This window comes from Streptomyces sp. NPDC045470 (assembly GCF_040646595.1).
Taxonomy (GTDB): Bacteria; Actinomycetota; Actinomycetes; order Streptomycetales; family Streptomycetaceae; genus Streptomyces.
Window position 1 is genome coordinate 88,353 of the sequence record NZ_JBEZAN010000012.1, and the last position, 17,568, is coordinate 105,920.

The 17,568-nt window shown below is 71.7% G+C and carries 15 protein-coding genes and 1 pseudogene; 8 read left to right on the forward strand and 8 right to left on the reverse strand.

From position 1 onward, the window contains the following. Positions 1-105 precede the first annotated feature (105 nt). Positions 106-1,788, forward strand: coding sequence for a CocE/NonD family hydrolase (locus tag AB0A97_RS28150; RefSeq protein ID WP_361155261.1), 1,683 nt, complete (start codon positions 106-108; stop codon positions 1,786-1,788). Here the strand turns inward: AB0A97_RS28150 and AB0A97_RS28155 are convergent. Continuing rightward, the gene (locus tag AB0A97_RS28155; RefSeq protein WP_361155080.1) at positions 1,746-2,132 is read right to left on the reverse strand and encodes a nuclear transport factor 2 family protein; all 387 of its coding nucleotides are present in this window, start codon (positions 2,130-2,132) and stop codon (positions 1,746-1,748) included. The two genes, AB0A97_RS28150 and AB0A97_RS28155, sit on opposite strands and share 43 nt — an antisense overlap. 165 nt (positions 2,133-2,297) lie before the next feature. Here AB0A97_RS28155 and AB0A97_RS28160 point away from each other — a divergent pair, with 165 nt between their 5' ends. The 7 genes from AB0A97_RS28160 (at position 2,298) to AB0A97_RS28190 (ending at position 6,837) form a co-directional block, all read left to right on the forward strand. Continuing rightward, positions 2,298-2,657: a metalloregulator ArsR/SmtB family transcription factor gene (locus AB0A97_RS28160; protein ID WP_361155082.1), complete on the forward strand. Its 360-nt coding sequence runs from the start codon at positions 2,298-2,300 to the stop codon at positions 2,655-2,657. A 127-nt stretch (positions 2,658-2,784) separates the two neighbouring features. Further along, positions 2,785-3,030: a hypothetical protein gene (locus AB0A97_RS28165; RefSeq protein ID WP_361155083.1), complete on the forward strand. Its 246-nt coding sequence runs from the start codon at positions 2,785-2,787 to the stop codon at positions 3,028-3,030. Continuing rightward, a complete protein-coding gene (locus tag AB0A97_RS28170; protein WP_361155085.1) occupies positions 3,027-3,512 on the forward strand; it encodes an MrpF/PhaF family protein in 486 nt (161 codons plus the stop codon). The genes AB0A97_RS28165 and AB0A97_RS28170 overlap by 4 nt, the downstream gene beginning before the upstream one ends. Next, a complete protein-coding gene (locus AB0A97_RS28175) occupies positions 3,505-3,798 on the forward strand; it encodes a hydrogenase subunit MbhD domain-containing protein (protein WP_361155086.1) in 294 nt (97 codons plus the stop codon). The genes AB0A97_RS28170 and AB0A97_RS28175 overlap by 8 nt, the downstream gene beginning before the upstream one ends. After that, entirely contained in the window at positions 3,795-4,592 is a 798-nt protein-coding gene (gene mbhE / locus AB0A97_RS28180; protein ID WP_361155088.1) for a hydrogen gas-evolving membrane-bound hydrogenase subunit E, read from the forward strand. Before AB0A97_RS28175 ends, mbhE begins: the two co-directional genes overlap by 4 nt. After that, the gene (locus AB0A97_RS28185; protein WP_030598094.1) at positions 4,589-4,936 is read left to right on the forward strand and encodes a cation:proton antiporter subunit C; all 348 of its coding nucleotides are present in this window, start codon (positions 4,589-4,591) and stop codon (positions 4,934-4,936) included. Before mbhE ends, AB0A97_RS28185 begins: the two co-directional genes overlap by 4 nt. A 29-nt stretch (positions 4,937-4,965) precedes the next feature. Further along, complete coding sequence (locus AB0A97_RS28190) at positions 4,966-6,837, forward strand: complex I subunit 5 family protein (protein WP_361155263.1); 1,872 nt, start codon at positions 4,966-4,968, stop codon at positions 6,835-6,837. A 48-nt stretch (positions 6,838-6,885) separates the two neighbouring features. Here the strand turns inward: AB0A97_RS28190 and dhaM are convergent, their stop codons facing one another. From dhaM to AB0A97_RS28225, 7 genes and pseudogenes are all read right to left on the reverse strand, one after another. After that, positions 6,886-7,278: a dihydroxyacetone kinase phosphoryl donor subunit DhaM gene (gene dhaM, locus AB0A97_RS28195; RefSeq protein ID WP_361155089.1), complete on the reverse strand. Its 393-nt coding sequence runs from the start codon at positions 7,276-7,278 to the stop codon at positions 6,886-6,888. A gap of 20 nt (positions 7,279-7,298) precedes the next feature. Further along, complete coding sequence (dhaL, locus tag AB0A97_RS28200; protein ID WP_361155265.1) at positions 7,299-7,880, reverse strand: dihydroxyacetone kinase subunit DhaL; 582 nt, start codon at positions 7,878-7,880, stop codon at positions 7,299-7,301. A gap of 350 nt (positions 7,881-8,230) precedes the next feature. Beyond that, entirely contained in the window at positions 8,231-9,217 is a 987-nt protein-coding gene (gene dhaK / locus AB0A97_RS28205) for a dihydroxyacetone kinase subunit DhaK (RefSeq protein ID WP_361155267.1), read from the reverse strand. A gap of 538 nt (positions 9,218-9,755) precedes the next feature. Then, positions 9,756-10,280, reverse strand: coding sequence for a hypothetical protein (locus AB0A97_RS28210; protein WP_361155090.1), 525 nt, complete (start codon positions 10,278-10,280; stop codon positions 9,756-9,758). After that, on the reverse strand, positions 10,255-14,205 hold the full coding sequence (locus AB0A97_RS28215) for a polymorphic toxin-type HINT domain-containing protein (RefSeq protein ID WP_361155091.1): 3,951 nt from the start codon (positions 14,203-14,205) through the stop codon (positions 10,255-10,257). The genes AB0A97_RS28210 and AB0A97_RS28215 overlap by 26 nt, the downstream gene beginning before the upstream one ends. 802 nt (positions 14,206-15,007) lie before the next feature. Further along, positions 15,008-15,719: pseudogene (locus tag AB0A97_RS28220) on the reverse strand (transposase); the annotation flags it as partial. Between the two features lie 335 nt (positions 15,720-16,054). After that, on the reverse strand, positions 16,055-17,568 hold a 1,514-nt coding region (locus AB0A97_RS28225), incomplete at its 5' end, for a hypothetical protein (protein ID WP_361155092.1).

Below are 17,568 nucleotides of genomic sequence, written 5' to 3' on the forward strand. Positions count from 1 at the left end.
GCAGTCCGCACCAGGAATCGAGGCACCGTGACGACAGCGACGCACCGCCCCACCGCGAAGAAGCCGCCCCTGCTGGTCAGGGCGGTACGGCGCACCCTGCGCGGCATGCCCGACCCGCGCCACGACGTCGCCCACGAAGCCGGACTCGTGGTGCCGGCCGCCGACGGCAGCCCACTGCTGACCGACCACTACTTCCCCCGGGCCGCAGGCGACTTCCCCACCCTGCTGGTCCGCTCGCCGTACGGCCGCGGCATCCCGTGGGCGCCGATGTTCGGCATTCTCTTCGCCGAACAGGGCTTCCACGTCGTCCTGCAGAGCAGCCGCGGCACCGGAGGGTCCGGCGGCACCTACGCCTCGTGGCAGCACGAGGCCGCCGACGGCCGGGTGACCGTCGCGTGGCTGCGCCGGCAACCCTGGTTCACCGGCGTCCTCGGCACGCTGGGACCCAGCGCCCTCGGGTACGCGCAGTGGGCCCTCGCCGCCGCCCCGCCTCCGGAGCTGCGGGCCATGGTGGTCCAGGTCGGCTTGCACGACCTGCACGGCTTCTTCTACCCCTCGGGCCGTGCTCCGGGCCCGTTCGCCCTGGAGAGCGCCCTGGTCTCGACTCTCGGCCGGATGCACTACGGCCGGGGTGTCCTGGCCTTCGCGCGGGCCGCGCTGCGCCTGCGACGCCACCTCCGGAAGATCACCCGGACGCTGCCGCTCGGCGAGACGTACGGGCCCGGCCTCGGCGGCCGGGTGCCGTTCCTGGACGAGGCGATGGCCCGGCCCGATCCGGAGGACGCCCACTGGCAGGGTGCGGACGTCGGTGACGCGGCCGCGCGGGCGGCCGTACCGACCAGCCTGATCACCGGCTGGCACGACGTGTTCCTCGACCAGACGCTTCAGCAGTACGCCCGGCTGCGCCGCGCCGGATGCGACACCGCCCTGCTCGTCGGCCCCTGGACCCACAACTCCGCCATGCAGCAGGGCTGGGTGGACGTCTTCGCCGAAACCCTCGCCTGGCTCCGGGCCCACCTGTGCGACGACGCGTCCGGCCTGCGCGAAACGCGGGTGCGCGTCCATGTGGGAGGGCGTCAGGAGTGGCGGGAGCTGTCCGACTGGCCTCCGGTGGCGACCGGCCGCCGCTGGTACCTCGACGGCGAACGCGACGGCGCGCTGAGTGCTCGGTCCCCCGAGGGCGCGCCGCCGCTGTCCTTCCGTTACGACCCGGCCGACCCGACGCCCTCGGTCGGTGGGCCCCTGCTGAGCCGGACCGCCGGGCCCCGGGACAACGCCGCCTTGGAGGCCCGCGACGACGTGCTGACCTTCACCACCCCGCCGCTCGCCGAGCCGCTCGACGTCCTCGGCACGGTCGCCGTGGAACTGCGGGTCACGACGGACACCGGCTACGCCGATGTCTTCGCCCGGCTCTGCGACGTCGACGAGCGGGGGCGGTCGGTCAATGTCTGCGACGGGATCCGGCGCCTGGACCCCGCCACGGCCGGGAGCGCGGCCGGCCCGGCGGAGGTGACGGTGGCGATGAGCCCCACCGCCCACTCCTTCGCCGCCGGACACCGCGTCCGCCTCCAGATCAGCGGCGGCGCCCACCCGCGCTTCGCCCGCAACACCGGTACGGACGAGCCCTTGCCGACGGCCACCCGGCTGGTGCCCGTCGTGATCTCGCTGCACCATCCGTCGGCGCTGGTGCTGCCGCGGACCGACCCCGAGGCGGAAGGGGCGGAGCGGGCGGAACGGGCGCGGTCTCAGACGAAGAAGGCGTTCATGCCGTCCACGTCGGACAGGTAGGTCTCGATGGCCGCGATCTTCCCGTCGCGCACGGTGCACACCGTGGACAGGTGCTCGTCCAGGACCAGATCGCCGCGCTGTGCGGTGTTGTGCAAGGACAGCGCCATGTTGCGGGGGCTGACGAGGATGTGCAGCAGGGCGAAGTTCAGGCCGTACCCGGCGATCTTGCGGGCACGTTCGACGACGCCGTCCGCGCCGTGCGCCGTCCCGGAGATCGTGTTGTCGCCGGGCAGCTCCCAGGTCGCGTCCTCGTGCAGCAGGGAGCGGATCGTGTCCCAGTCGGCGGTGGCGAGCGCGGCGTGGAACTGCTTGCCGAGGGAGTAGTTGTCCTCGTAGACGGTCATGAGGGCTCCTTCATGCGAGAGGGTGCGGGCGGGCCGGTCCGGGCGGACCTGCCGACCCGTCAGTTCGTATGTTCTAGAACAGTAGCAGAGTGGGCGTGCGGGGAGGAGGGACGGGGAGGGTGGGGAGGTGGGCCGCGTGTCGGTCCGTCCGCGTACGCTCGGGGCATGGCCGTACTGAGTCACCCCGACCGTGCCGAACTACGCATCGCGGACGTCCTGGAGGCGTTCGCGCACCCGATCCGGCTGCGCATCGTGCACCGGCTCGCCCATGGAGCCGAACGCTCCTGCGGCGAGCTGCTGCCCGAAGTGTCCAAATCCACCGCCAGTCACCACTGGCGCGTGCTGCGCGAGAGCGGTGTGCTCCACCAGCGGCGGGAGGGCCGTCGCCTGGTGATGCACCTGCGGCGCGAGGACCTGGAGGCGCGCTTCCCGGGGCTGCTGGACGTGGTGCTGGCGGCTGCCGGGGGCGACCCTGAGGTGGTCGTGGGGGAGGGCGCGCAGGCCACCGGCGTGCTGCCGTCCTGACGGTGCTGCCCTCCTGGCGGGTGCTGCGGTGCTGTCGCGAATCGGCCCGTTCGGCGCGGTTCGTCCGCAGGGGATGTGCCGCATGAGAGCCTGACGGCCGGGTACCGGCGAGGCCGGAGGTGAGCGCATGTCCGGTGCGGCGAAACCGTCCGGTGCGACGACGGCGGTCGTCGAACTGGCCGCCTGGTGGGTCGTGCTGGCCGCGCTGTGGTTGGTGCTGGTCAGCAGCCTCGATCTGCTGGAGTGCCTGGTCGGCGCGGCAGCCGCCCTGCTCGGCGCGTGCGCCGCCCGCGCGGCCCGCAGGGCAGCCGTCAGCGGTGCCGCCGGCAACGGCCCCGCGCACACCCGCCCGGCGCAAGGCCGGCCGCGGTGAACGGCTGGCTGCTCGCGGCCGCGCTGCTGCTCCTCTTCGCCTTCGCCCCCACCGTGTGGGGTGCGGCGAGCGGGCCCGTACGGCGGCGGGTCATGGCGCAGAACCTCGCGACGCTCGTCGCCTGCCTCACCGTGCTGCTGCTCGCACAGGGCTACGCCCGGCCGTCGTACGTCGATCTGGGCCTCGTCCTGGCCGTCCTCGGTCCCGCCGGAACGCTCGTCTACGCCCGGCTGCTCGCCGACGAACTGGCCGGACAGCCGGTGCGCGACCGGGTCGCCGGCGTCCTCGACCGCGTCATGACGCCGCTCGCCGCCCTCTCCGTACCCCTGGTGGTGCTGCCGTTGTGCGTCGCCGCGGGACCGGGCAGGGCGATGGTGAAGCTGCTGGTCATCGGGGTGCTGCTGGTCGGCGGGAACATCGTGTCCTCGCGCGCGCTGTCCGGGCGGCGCGCCGGGGAGAAAGCCGGTGCGGCCGATGAATGACGTGCTGATCGTGCTGGCCCTGGCGTGCGTGGCGGCGGCCGCGACCGCCGCCGTACTGGCCCGCGACCCGGTCCGGCAGTCGACCGTACTGGCCCTTCTCGGCCTCGCCCTCGCCCTCCTCTTCGCCGTTCTCCAGGCGCCGGACGTCGCGCTCTCCCAACTAGCGGTCGGCTCCGTCCTCACCCCGCTGTTGCTGCTGCTCTCGGTGCGGAAGGTGCGGCGCAAGGGCCGGGCGGACGGTCACGACCGGGAACCCGGCAGTTCCGGGGAAGGGGAGCGGCGGTGAGCAGACGGATCCGGATGTGGGTGCTGGTCCTCGGCGGCCTGGGCGTGGCCGTCCTGCTGTTCGCCGCGAGCCTGGACCTGCCGGAGTTCGGCGGCGACCGGCACCCGTACGGCGCACGGGCCGTCGAGGCCGCCCTCGCCCGGCACACCGCCAACGTCGTCGCGGCGGTCAATTTCGACCAGCGGGCGTTCGACACCCTCGGCGAGGAATCGATCCTCTTCTGTGCGGCGCTCGGCACCGTCGTGCTGCTCCGCCAGACCCGCGACGAGCACCGGGTACGCCCCGAACCGGCGCGCGTGGCCCCGCCCGTACGCCGTTACGCTCTCGTCGCGCTCCCGGTCACCCTGCTCATCGGTCTGTACGTCGTCGCACACGGCCAGCTCAGCCCCGGCGGCGGCTTCCAGGGCGGGGTGGTCGTCGCCACCGCCCTGCACCTGCTCTACATCGCCGTGGACTACCGCGCGCTGGAGCGGATCAGACCGGTCGGCCTGTACGCGACGGCGGACGCGGCGGGAGAGGCCGCCTACCTCCTGCTGGGCGCCGCCGGCCTGGTCGCCGGAACCGCCTACCTGACCAACTTCCTCCCGTACGGCACCTTCGGCACGCTCGCTTCCGGCGGCACGGTCCCGCTGCTCAACGCGGCCATCGGGGTGGAGGTCGCCGGCGGGGTCGTGGTGCTGCTGGCCTCCTTCCTCGACCAGGCGGTGGAGATCGAGGACGCGGCGGAGCACGCCGGCCCCGGAGAGACCCGTCACCCCGTCCCACCGCCCCCGTCCGAGGAGAAGCCGACATGAGCGTGCTGCCGTATCTCGTCGCCGGCTGGATCTTCCTGATCGGCTGTTACGGGCTGGCCACCAGCCGCAACCTCATCCACGCCGTCGGCTGCCTCGCCGTCTGCCAGGCGTCCACGTACGTCCTGCTGCTCGCCGTGGGCTACCGGGACGGCGGCACCGCACCGGTCTTCTCCGACCTGCGGCCCGGCACCCGGCCGGTCGTCGATCCCGTCGTCCAGGCCCTGACCCTCACCGACGTGGTGGTGGGGGCGACGGTCACCGCGCTGCTGCTGGCCCTCGTCGTCCAGGTGGGCAAACGGCACGGCACCGTGGACCCGGACGAACTCTCGGAGCTGCGCGGGTGACCCCGACCGGCACGTTCGTCCCCGCCGCCATGACCCTCACGCCCGCCGCCACCCTCCCGCTGATCGTGGCCACCCCGCTGCTCGGCGCCGCCTTCCTGGTGGCCGCCGGACGGCGGATGCCGCGCCGGGCCGCCGAGACCGCGGGCACCGTCTTCGCCGCGGCCACCGCCGTCCTCGCCCTCTCCGTCCTGCTGCGCGGCACGCCCGCGGACGCGCCGGGCGCACGTGCCGTCGAATGGCTGGGCGGCCGGCACCCGCACGGCGGCGCGGGCCTCGGCATCGTCCTGGTCGGTGACCGGATCGGCGTCGGCCTGGCCGCCGTCACCTCGCTGCTCGTCGTCGCCGTCCTCGCCTACTCCTGGCGTTACTTCGACGAGCCGCCGCACCGCCAGGCGGGCACCTTCCCCGCCCTCGTCCTGATCTTCCAGGCGGGCATGTGCGGCTTCGCGCTCACCGGTGACCTGTTCAACGCGTTCGTCTTCTTCGAGCTGATGGGCGTCGTCGCGTACGCGCTCACCGGCTACCGCGTCGAGGAGAAACGCGCCGTCCAGGGCGCCCTCACCTTCGGCGTCGTCAACTCCCTCGGCGGCTACGCGACACTGCTCGGCGTCGGCCTGCTGTACGGACGCACCGGCGAACTCGGCTTCGCCCAGATCGGCGCCCGGCTGGCCGCCCACCCGGGCGAGCCCTCCGGCGGCGGCCCCGGCGGCCCCGACTTCCTTGTCCTGACCGCCTTCGTCCTCGTCCTGACCGGTCTGCTCGTCAAGGCCGCGGCGGTCCCCTTCCACTTCTGGCTCCCGGACGCCCACGCGGTGGCACCCACCCCGGTGTGCATGCTGCTGTCCGGCGTCATGGTCGAACTGGGCGTCTACGGCACGGCACGCGTCTACTGGACGGTCTTCGCGGGCCCCGGCGGCATCCCCACGGCCGACGCGCACCGCATGCTCCTCACCCTCGGCACACTCACCGCCGTCGTCGGCGCGCTCATGTGCTGGCAGCAGCGCCACCTCAAGCGGATGCTGGCCTTCTCCACCGTCGCGCACACCGGCCTGTTCCTGATCGGGCTCGCCGTCATGACTCCCGAGGGCACGGGCGGTACGGCGCTGTACGTCCTCGCCCACGCGGGCGTCAAGGCCGCGCTGTTCGCCGCCATGGGCATCCTCCTCGACCGCTTCCGCAGCGTCGACGAGCACGAACTCCACGGCCGCGGCCGGGAACTGCCCCTCGTCGGTGTGGTCTGCGCCGTCGGCGGACTGGCCCTGGCCGGGCTGCCGCCCTTCGGTACGGGACTGGGCAAGGCCGTCTCCGAGGAGGCGGCAGGCGGCTGGCAGGCGGCCCTGTTCGTGGTGGTGTCGGCAGTCACCGGGGGAGCGGTGCTGCGCGCCGTGGCCCGGATCTTCCTGGGAGCGGGGGTACGGCCCGAAGCCGCCGGTCAGGCGGAGGCCCGCGCGGACGAGACCAGCGGCAAGGACGAGGAGCCCGAGACCGCCGGCCCGCTGAGCCGCATCCCGGACACCATGCTGGCGGTCCCGGTCGTGCTGCTGGCGGGCGCCCTGGCCGTGGGCGTCGTACCAGGGCTGCGCGCGGCGGTCGGCCGGGCCGCCGACGCCTTCCTCGACCGGGCGGGCTACGCGGCCGCCGTCCTGCACACGCCCCCGGCCGCGTCCGTACCGACGCCCGCACCGCACTGGTCCGTGGCGGGTGTGGGGCTCGGCCTGCTGTCCGCCGCCCTGGCCTGCCTCCTCGCCCGGTGGGCCGTACGCCGCACGGGCCCGACCCGGCAGACCCGCTGGGCCGCGCCCGTGCGCCGCCTGCACTCCGGGCACATCGGCGACTACGTCGCCTTCGTCCTGGCAGGCATGGCCCTGGTGGCGGCGCTCCTGCTCCCGTCCCTCCACTGAGGCCCCGACAGGGGCAGCGACTGCCGGGGTCTCGGCGGAATCCGCCCCTCAGTCCTTCCGGTACGCGTACGCCTCCCCGGCAGCCGCAGCGACCGCGTCCAGGTCCGCCCCCGTGGCCGCGCTGACCACGGCGGCCACCGCGCCCTCGACGAACGGCGCGTCCACCAGCCGCGTGCCTTCGGGCAGTTCGTCCCCCTCGGCCAGCAGCGCCTTGACGGTCAGTACGGCGCTCCCGAGGTCCACCAGGACCGCGACGCCCGCGCCCCGGTCCACCGTCCGCGCCGCCTCGGTGATCAGCTCCGCGCTGGTCCCGAGACCGCCGTCCGGGGTGCCGCCCGCCGCCGCGACGGGCGCCTTGACGTCTCCGCCCGCCAGGCCGGTCGCCAGCCGCGCCACCGACTCGGCCACCGGCCCGCTGTGCGACACCAGCACGATGCCCACGTAAGAAGTGTCCGCGCCGCTCACTCGGCCACCCCCTGGCCGGCGGCCTCCGCCAACGCCGCGAACAGCAGCGCGGACGAGGCGGCCCCCGGGTCCTGGTGGCCGATGCTGCGTTCACCGAGATAGCTCGCCCGGCCCTTGCGGGCCTGGAGCGGCACGGTGTCCTGCGCCCCCTGCCCGGCCGCCTCGGCGGCGGCCGCGAAGGACGTGGCCAGCGCCTCGACGGCGGGGTCCAGCGCGTCGAGCATCGTCGCGTCACCGGGCGCGGACCCGCCCAACTGGGCGACGGCGTCCACCCCGGCTCGCAGCGCCGTCCGCAGCTCGTCGACGGTGACACGGTCCGCCTCGCCGAGAGCCTTGCCCGTACGCCGCAACAGCGTCCCGTACAGCGGCCCCGACGCACCGCCCACCGTGGAGATCAACTGCCGCCCGGCCGTTGTCAGCACGGCACCGGGTGTCTGCGGCGGCTCGGCTTCGAGGGTCTTGACCACGGCCGCGAAGCCGCGCTGTAGATTGCTGCCGTGGTCGGCGTCGCCGATGGCGGAATCCAGGTCGGTGAGGCGGGCCGCTTCCCGGTCGACGGAGGCGGCGGACGCCGTCATCCAGCGCAGGAAGAACCCGGCATCCAGTGCCGTTTCGGACACGAACTGCTCCTCTGGTCGTACGTGCGCGTGCGACGTCTTGGCACAGACTCACCTGTGCGGGTGAACGTCTCCACCAGTGTGTACCTGTCCACCCGTGTCCTTGCTGCACCAACGCCCCCGCGCGTCCGCACAGCTCGCGCGTCCGTACCGGCGTCCGCACCGCTCGCGCGTCCGTACCGGCGTCCGTGCCGCTCGCGCGTCCGCACCGCTCGCGCGTCCGTACCGGCGTCCGTACCGCTCGCGCGTCCGCACCGTCCGCACCGTCCGCACCGTCCGCACCGCCCGCACGTCCGCACCGCCCGCGCGCCTCAGCGTCCCCACCGCAGCGCCGCCGTCTGCACCGGCGCGTCCCACAGCCGCAGCAGCTCCGCGTCGGCCTGGCACAGCGTCACCGAGCAGCCGGCCATGTCCAGCGAGGTGACGTAATTGCCGAGCAGCGTACGGGCGACCGGCACACCCCGCTCACCGAGCACCCGGTGCACCTCGGCGCCGAATCCGTACAGCTCCAGCAGCGGCGTGCCGCCCATCCCGTTGACCAGCGCCAGCACCGGCTGCCGGGGGTTCAGGTCGGCCAGCACCGCGTCCACCGCGTAGTCCGCGATCTCGCGCGCGGTCATCATCGGCCGCCGCTCCCGCCCCGGCTCACCGTGGATTCCCACGCCCAGCTCCAGCTCACCGGCGGGCAGGTCGAACATCGGGCCGCCCTTGGCCGGCGTCGTACACGCGCCGAGCGCGACGCCGAAACTGCGCGAGGACTCGACGACCTGCCGCGCCAGCTCCGCCACCCGGTCCAGCGGCGCTCCCTCCTCGGCCGCCGCCCCCGCGATCTTCTCCACGAACAAGGTGGCCCCGGTGCCCCGGCGCCCGGCCGTGTGCAGCGAGTCCGTCACCGCCACATCGTCGTTGACGAGCACACTGGCGACCCGTACCCCCTCGTCCTCCGCCAGCTCGGCGGCCATCTGGAAGTTCAGCACGTCACCGGTGTAGTTCTTCACCAGGAACAGCACACCCTCGCCACTGTCCACGGCCGCCGCGGCCCGCACCATCTGATCGGGCACGGGCGAGGTGAACACCTCTCCCGGACAGGCGGCGTGCAGCATCCCCGGCCCGACATACCCCCCGTGCAACGGCTCGTGCCCACTCCCACCCCCGGAAACCACCGCCACCTTCCCGGCAACCGGCGCATCCCGCCGCACCACCACCCGATTGTCGACATCCACCACCAGCTCGGGGTGCGCCGCGGCCATCCCGCGCAGCGCGTCGGCGACGACGGTTTCGGGGACGTTCATGAGCATCTTCACGGGGCGCTCCTCGGTGGCTCGAAGGGCTTGGCGACGGACTCCGTCGGTACTGGTGCTGACCTCATGCCGATGTGCTGACGGAGGGTAAGTTACCGGGCGGGTTACTCAGCGTGACGGCCTCAGGATATGCGGAGGTGCTGGAGGTGGCGCAAGGGCCGGAGGGCGGAGGGCGTGCCCGGTATGGCTTGTTGGCGGGTGATGGCCTGGGCGTTCATCCCTGGACGCGGGGGGGGGGGGGCTTCGTGAGCCGGGGAGCCGGGTGGGCGTTGCCGTTTCGTCACCGGCTTGTCCGGTGGGCTCCGTCAGTCGTGCCAGAGACAAGTATGTGTGGCACACGGGCCGGGGTTCTGTCGTCTCCGGGCGGATTTCACATCCGCCGGGGGCAGACCCAGCCAGGCCGCAGCCTGACCCAGGACGGATGAGCGGCTGACCACCGCCTGAACAGATAAGGGCCCAGCAGGCGTTGTTGCCTGCAGGGCCCCCACTTTGCTCATCGGGTTGTCGATGCGGCGCACAGGTGTTCCGTGTCCGCTTACCGACCTTCGGGAGGGAGCTGACGCATCAGTTCGTTCCGGAGGAACCGCATGTATCCCTCGATCCCTTGCGCGATCACCTGTACGCCACGTTCTTCCGGATCGTAGACGGCGCCGACAAGTGACCCTCCTTCCAGTCGGACCACTTCATCTGTCCGTCGATCAATGGCGAAAAGTGCGCCACCGCCATCGGAGCCGAACGTCACGACATCCCGATCGGGCGGGCCGATCACCTTCGTGGGCTGGGCCCCGTCAAACCCCTCCGTCACCTCCTCGGCGGAGTCCACGAAGAAACCTGGACCGACATCAGGGAGGGTGATTCGATCCACGTGTGAATAGAAGACGGCCAAATCCCCGCTCAGTGCCGCGTCGAGCGATCCGTGGCCGCCGTGGTCAGGCGCCTTGGACACGTGATGCTCACCAGGCGGGTATCCGTACGCGGTCTCGAACCCCGCGACGAAACGTGCAGTCAAACGCGCCATTTCGTTGACCCAGTCGTCAACGTTCTGCCCAGTAATAGGCACCGTATCCCCTGTCGATCTGCCTGGCGAAGTCCTCGATTTGGGCTCGCGTGGGACTTGGGTTCAAGTCGCGGAACCACTTCCACTGATTAGTTATCTGTTGGTGGACGTTGGCTCCGCGGGACTTCATTCTACTACCGGGGATTCCGCGCATGTTAGAGGGTGCGTCGAAGTCGAAGTCCTTGAAATCTGGGTGGTCCCGGTACTCCTGCGGGACAGCGTGATGGGCGTCCCAGTCATTCGGTAGCCGCTTCAAGCCGTTGCGGTGCAAGTCTGCTTGGAATCTCCCACGATAGTTGCCGATGTCGATGGTGGGGGCTTCGGGAGCCTTGCCCACCGGGCAGTCGCTGTTGTGCACCAGGACCGGCGTTTTCCCGGCCATCACGTAGTATGTGTGCAGACCGGCGACGGTCAGGTTGTAGGTCCGGGCGTTCTCCGCAAACGAGCGATTGGCCTTGACCGCTACAGCGCTACCGTCGACGGTGCGGAGGGTCATCCCGGGAAAAAGATCAGCAGCTTCGACCCAGCGGTTTCGGGAGGGTGACCAGAATGGGTGCTCGTAAGTAGCTGTGAGCTGCTCATCACCCTGCGGAGTGGCTATGGTCAGCTCGTTGAAGCGTTTGTCGTGTTCAGTGACTATGAGTGCGGTTACGGTGCGTCGCTCCGTTTTGCCGCTCAGCGGAGAAGTGGCGACTACCTGATCGCCGACGGAAATCGACTCGATGTCCTTCGGCGTCTTGTCGGCCATGAGGACTTTGGTGCCGGCAAGGAAGCATTTGAAGCATTCGCCGAACCGCCAGACTCTCGTCTTCTGGGCGAGCTTTTCTACTGTTTTCCCGCCCACCTTGACCACGAACTTGCCTGCGAGTTTGACGCCCTTGCCCCAGGGGGTGACGCCGACGAGGAAGGATCCGCAGTCGGCGAGATTGGGGTCCTTGACGCAGTTCAGGGCCGTGTTGATGTCGGCGATTTCCCACACGATGGCGGAGAGGGTGGGGTCGATCTCGACTTGCTTGAGCGTGCCGCCGGCGGCCAGGCAGGGCAGGACGGCGGTTTCGCGGGTGGGGTGTTCGTAGCAGATCTTCTGCTCGGACTGCTCTTTCTCCTTCCGCTTGCGTTCTTCTTCGGCCTTGCGGCGGGCTTCGGCCTCCTCGGCCTCACGCTTCTTCGTCACCTCCGTCCACGCCTGGGAGGCCAGGGAGGAAGCCTCCTGGGCGCTCTTTCCAGCTTCCAGCGCGGACTCTCGGGCATCGGCAGCGGCGTCATCCGCGAACTTGGCCGAGTTGCGGGCGTAGTGGGCGGAGAATTCGGCCTGGGCTGCTGAGTGTTCGGCGTCGGCGGCGTCGCGTTGGGCGTTGTCGGCGGCGTTGCGGGCGGTCCTGGCGGACTTGGCGGCCTGGGCGGCGCTGGCTTCGGCGCTGTCGGCGGCCTTGTCGGCGTCGATGCGGTAGCCGTCGGCGAGTCTGGCGTTCTTCTTGGCCTCGTCGGCGGCCTTGGCGGCCTGGTCGGAGGCGTGGTTGGCCTTGGCGGCGGCGCCGGCGGCGATCCAGCGGTTGCGCTGGGCCTGGGCGGCGACGATGGACGCCTCGGCGACCAGGCGCTGGACCTGGGCGATGTGGGTGGCGGCGAGCTGGTCCTTGCGGTCGGCCATGTACTGGCCGAGCTGGACGAAGTCGTGCACCTGCTCGGCCGGGCCGGCCAGCGCGGCCTTCGCAGCCGCCTTGACCTCCGGGCCGCCGGTGTCGACCAGCTTGGAGGCGGCGACCTCCTCGTCGGAGCGCTGGGCCAGGTACTGGCCGGTGGCGATGAAGGCGGCCAGCACCTTGCCGCGCCCGTCCTTCAGCGCCGCCTTGGAGGCCTCCTTCACACCCGGCCCGCCCGCGTTGTTGATCTGTGAGACGCGCACCGTCAGGTCGGTGACGGCCACCTCGTACTGCCCGGTGGTGCAGAAGTCCCGGATCTGCTGGTCCGAGCCCTTGAGCGCGGCGGCGGCAGCGGTGCGCACCACCTCGTAGGGGCTGTGGGTGCTGAGCTGGAAGACCTTCTCGCGCATCTCGTCCAGGCCGGCCTTGTGCCACCCGCTGCGCAGATAGGCGAGCACGTCCTCGTCGGAGCCGGACAGTGCCTGCTTGGCAGCCTCCTGACTCCACGGACCACGCGCCTTCAGCGCCCGCATGGCCAGCGTCCGGCCCTTGGCGGCCAGGGCTTTGGTGTCGGCGTCGGGCTCGGCGGCCGCGGCGGCGAGTTCGGCGGCGGTGGCGTCCAGCGACTTGGCGTCGACCGCGGCGGCGGCCGAGGCGGAGGTCAGCTCGGCCAGGCGTGCTTTGTTGCTGCGGGCTTCCTCGATGGCGGCAGCGGTGCGGGTGGCCAGGTCCTCGGCCTCGGTGGCGCGGGCGATGTCGAAGACCTTGTGGGCGGCCGTGGCGGCGGCGTCGGAGGCCTTGGCGGCTTCCTCGGCGGCCTTGGCGTGCTTGGTGGCCTGCGCGGCGGCGTCGGCGGCCTCGCCGGCGTGCCGGGCGGCCTCGTCGGCCGCCAGGGCGGCCTTCTCGGCGTGGTCGGCCGCGGACTCTGCGGCGGCGCGGGCCTCGTCGGCGGCGTCGGCCGAGCGGTTGGCCAGCGCCTGGGCGGCGTTGGCCGCGCGCCGCGACTCGTCGGCGTGCCGGCGCGCCTCGATCGCGGCGTTGCGGGCCTCGCCGGAGTGGACTCCGGCTTCGTCGGCGAAGCGGTTGGCGCGCTCGGCGGAGTCGGCCGCGGAGTCGGCGTTGTCGCTGGCGCTCAGCGCCGCCTTGGCGGCGTTGCCGGATTCGCGGGAGGCGGCGCTGGCCTTCTTAGCGGCTTCGACGGAGTTGCGGGCCATCTTGGCCGCGTCGTGCGCCTTCTTGGCCAGGTCCCGGGCGTGCTGGGCCTTGCCGGCGTCGGAGGCGGCGGCGATGGAGGCGTTGAGGGCGTCGTTGGCGGCGTTGGCCGCGTTCGTGGCGGCCGCCGCGGTCTGGGCGGCGGCCAACGCGGCGATGCGCGCCGCGCGGTTGGCGGCGTTGGCCGCGCCGATGGCCTGCCGGGCCGCAGCGGCAGCTCCCCGGGCCGCGTCGGCAGCCTGCCTGGCCTTGACCGCTGCGCGCTGGGAGTCGTTCTTGGCCAGCTCGGTCTGCCTGGCTGCCTCGGCGGCGGCTTCCTTGGCGGCCTCGGACGCCTTGACGGCGCGGTCGGCGGCGTCCTTGGCCCGCTCGGTCTCGTCGGCGGCCCGCTTGCCGGCCAGGGTGGCCTGTTCGGCCAGCTCGGCGATGGTGGCGTGCTCCTGGTCGCGGTTGCGGGCGGTGAACTGCCCGATCTCCAGGAACTCGGCGATGTCCTCGGCCGTGCCCTTCAGCGCCACCTTCCCGGCCGCCTTGACGGCCGGGCCACCGGAGTTGACCAGCGCCGAGACCTCGACCTCGTTGTCCTGCCGGCGCGCCGCGTACTGGCCCTTGTCCAGGAACGCGCTGACGGCCTCGGGGCCGGCCCTCAGGGCCGCCTTGCCGGCTTCCTTGACCCCGTAGCCACCGAAGTTGATGACCTTCGAGGCCTCGACCTCGTTGTCCTGCCGCAGCGGCGCCTGCCAACCGCTCTTCAGGAATGCCCGCAGAGGCTCCGGGGCGTCCCGCTTGCTGGCCTTCAGAGCCGCCTTGGCCGCTTCACGGACCGCAGGGCCCCCAGCGCCGAGTATTCGGCTGGCATCGACGTAGTCGTCGTCGTACTGGAGGCTGTCCTTCTCGGCGAAGAACTTGTTGATGTCCTCGTCCGAGCCGGTCAGCGCCTGCTCGGCCGCCGCCTTGACACCGGCACCGCCGTCCGCCCAGTAGGCGACGAGTTCCTTGCGCAGATGGGGCAGGTCGTCTTGGCCGGTGGAGTCGGCCGTAGCCGCAGGCCCCGTGCCGATGAGCCCTGCCACCAGTGAAGCGGACAACACCGTCACGCCGGCCCCGCGTCGCTGGAACGCTTTTTTCCCGGAGCGGTGACCGTTCCCGAAAGGCCATACGGCCTTCGTCGAAAATCGTCTCTGTTTCATTCCGACAGCCTCTTCTTGTTCACTTTTCAGTCACCTTCCGGCGCTCGGGACGCACGGAAATCGCTCTCCGGCAGTCTGGCTCGAACGATGAGAGAGGGGATCGTGAGTGGCCGCATTTCCGGCGACCGACGGATGGTGCTACGAGTGCTACATGAGCTCTAAGTGCTGTGCGAGCTTCGTGAGGGCTCTGCTGAGATATGAGCGCATAGCTTAGCTATGCCCCCTTGGCCTTCCGTAGGCCAGCTTTCGCCGCCCACCTCGCCCCGGGCAGGCGCCGCGGCGATGCCGCGGGCCCGGAACTGCCTGATCACCGGCCTTGTCGGCGCGTCCTCCTGACGGTCCGCGAAGGCCGGCCTGACTGCCGCGCCGACCGTCTCGCAGCTCGCGACTTCGCCAACTTCGGCTGTGGGCTGCTTCACCGGGGATCTGCCTGCGGCGTGAGCAGAAGGGGCTTCCGGTGGCCCCTGGTCTGCTGCGTGAGACGCGGCGTCCGAAATGCCCGCGCAGAGAATCTCACCGAGATGGTTGGTTTCCGCCTGTCGGGACATGAACAGCCACCTGCCCAACGGGGGCCTTTACGTCTTCCGGCAAGGCGTCTCTGCCGGGTTCGGGGCGGGGATGGGCTTGCTCGGGTCATACGACGAGTTCGACGTAGGAGGCGAGATGGGTGGTGGGAAGCTGGTGCGTCGCCGACGGCGACCATCAGAACGGCGGCGGTCCTGACGCCGATGCCGGGCATCGACATCAGGACCGGGGAAGGGGGCGAGCCTCCAGCAGGGTGCTGATCTTGGCTTCCAGGGCTCGGCGCCAGGTGTGGACGGCGGCCAGGGGAACTGCCAGAGAGGAGGTGACGGTGTCGAGGGTGCCGGTGCCCGGGACGACGGCGGTCTGCTCGTCCAGGGCGGCGGGGGAGCCGTGACGCTCCGGGAGCCAGGTGGCCGCCTTGTGGTCCGGGCGTGGGGTGAGGGCGCGTTCGAGGCTGGGGTTGAACTGGGTGAGCAGGCCGCGGATCCGGTTGGAGGTGTGGGTGGCCTCGGCGGCGAAGTCCGGGTCGAAGCCGACGAGCACGATCAGTTCGGCGGTGATCTCGTCGGTGAGTTCCAGTGAGCGCAGGGTGTGGGGCATGGCGCGGGCTGCGTCCGCGATCACCGCGACGTCCCTGGCGTCGGTTTTGGCCTCGCCGGGAGACAGGCCGGCGATCCGGCACATCGCGAGTCCGGGCAGGTAGTGACCTTGCAGCCGGCGTTCCGGGCGACGGTCAGTGGCAGGGCGCCGATGGAGGCGGGCTGGTTCACGATCAGCAGGACGGTGCCGTATATCGCGGCCAGTTTGTCGAAGACGGCCCGCAGCTTGGGCTCGCTGTTGGGCAGCTGCTCGTCAAAGACGGCCTTGCCGGCTGCGAACTGCCCGGCATTGCACTGGGCCGGACGGCGGCCGGGCCTCTGATCAGCGTCTCCGAGGGCACCTCCCGGGCCCGGTGACGCCCCCAGGTCATGTTTTCGGCAGGGGGCAACAGCCATGCCGGGCCCGGAACCAGCGGCCTCTTGCAGGACCGCGAAGGACATGACGGGGGCCTTCCTCGCGGCGCGTCACCCCGTGCAGAGGTCGCGCAGCGTGACGAACTCGGGCTGTGCCGCAGGGCTGGAGGCGACGCAAGGTCTGTCTGTCCCGAGTCAGCCCGAAGGCCCCGACCGCGCTGCGATCGGGGCCCCGGCCTGCGGTGCAGGGGCGGTCAGGTGACGCGGGCGCTCAGTGGTACGGGGGTCAGGCGGCCGATGGCGGCCGAGCCGTCGTCGGACCGGGTGCCCGGTTCGGCGTCGGCCAGGGCGCGGATGCCGATGGTGTAGAGCAGGGCGGTCCTGTCCGTCGTTCCGGTGTTGACGTGCGGGTTGGAGGAGATGATCAGTGTCCGGCCGTTGTCCTCCAGGCGGGTGTCGAGGTTCCCGGTGACGGCGGGCTGGACGTAGTAGTAGCCGTACGAGGCGCCGCCGGTGAAGGTGAAGCCGGTGGGGGCGGTGAAGCGCTGCTCGATGGTGCCGGGGTTGACCGGCTGGTCGTTGAGCGAGCGGATCTCCAGGTTGAAGGTGGTGGACTGGCCGGGGGCGGCCTGCGGCACGCTCTCCTGGGTGGCGCGCAGCGCGGTCTCGTTCTGCGCGGAACCGGTGACGGTGCCGGTGAGCTGGACGGGCGTGTGCCTGCCGATGCTGGCCGAGCCGTTCGGGAAGGTGCCGGCCGCGGCGTCGGGCCGGGCCTGGACGGGGATGGTGTAGTACAGCGGCCCGGTGTCGCTGCTGGTGGTGTTGACGTGCGGGTTCGCCGTGACGATCAGAGTCCGGCCGCCGTCCTCGATGCGGTAGTCGAGGTTGCCCGAGATCACGCCCTGGGCGGTGTTGTAGTAGGCGTAGGTGGGCTGGCCGGGGAAGACGAAGCCGGACGGGGCGGTGAAGCGCTGGACGATGTCGCCGGGGTTGACGGGCCGGCTGCCGGCCGCGTCGTACTTCACGTTGAACGCGGTGCGCTGGCCGGGCGCCACCTGGGGAGTGGTGTCCTGGGTGATGGTCAGCGCCCGTTCGTCGGTGGGCGGCGGCGGGACGACGACGATGACCGGCAGCGTGTCGGTGTTGTCCTTGAGGTTGAGGTCACCGCCGTACTGGATCTCCAGGGTGGAGGTGTACTGGCCGGGGGGTGTGTCGCCGGGGACGGTGATGCGGAACACGCCGTCGAGCGAGCCCTGCTGGGGCTGGAGCTGCTGTCCGGAGAAGGTACGGGAGAGGCGCTGGCCCGTGGTGCCGGCCGGGCCGCGCAGTCCGTCGGCGAGGGTGAGGACGACGGTCACGTACTGGCCGTCGGCCGGGTTGGGGCCGCGGTTCTTGATCCGGGCGCCGAGGTCGAACTCCTGGCCGGTCTGGACCGAGGGCGAGCTGACGACCTCGCCGTACAGGTCGGCGGCGGGCGGGGGCGGCGGGGTCATGGTGGCGACCGAGGTGACGCCGCGGACACGGTTGTTGCTCGCGTCGGCGATGTAGAGGTTCCCCGCGCGGTCCAGCGCGACCGACCGGGGCTGGTAGAGCCGGGTGGCGATGGCGGGCCCGCCGTCATCGACGTATCCGGCGGTGCCGTTGCCCGCGACGGTGCCGATGCTGCCGTCCGTAGCGACCTTGCGGACCCGCTGGTTGAGGGTGTCCGCGATGTAGAGGTTCCCCACGTCGTCGAGGCTCACGTCCAGGGGATAGCTGATCTGGGTGG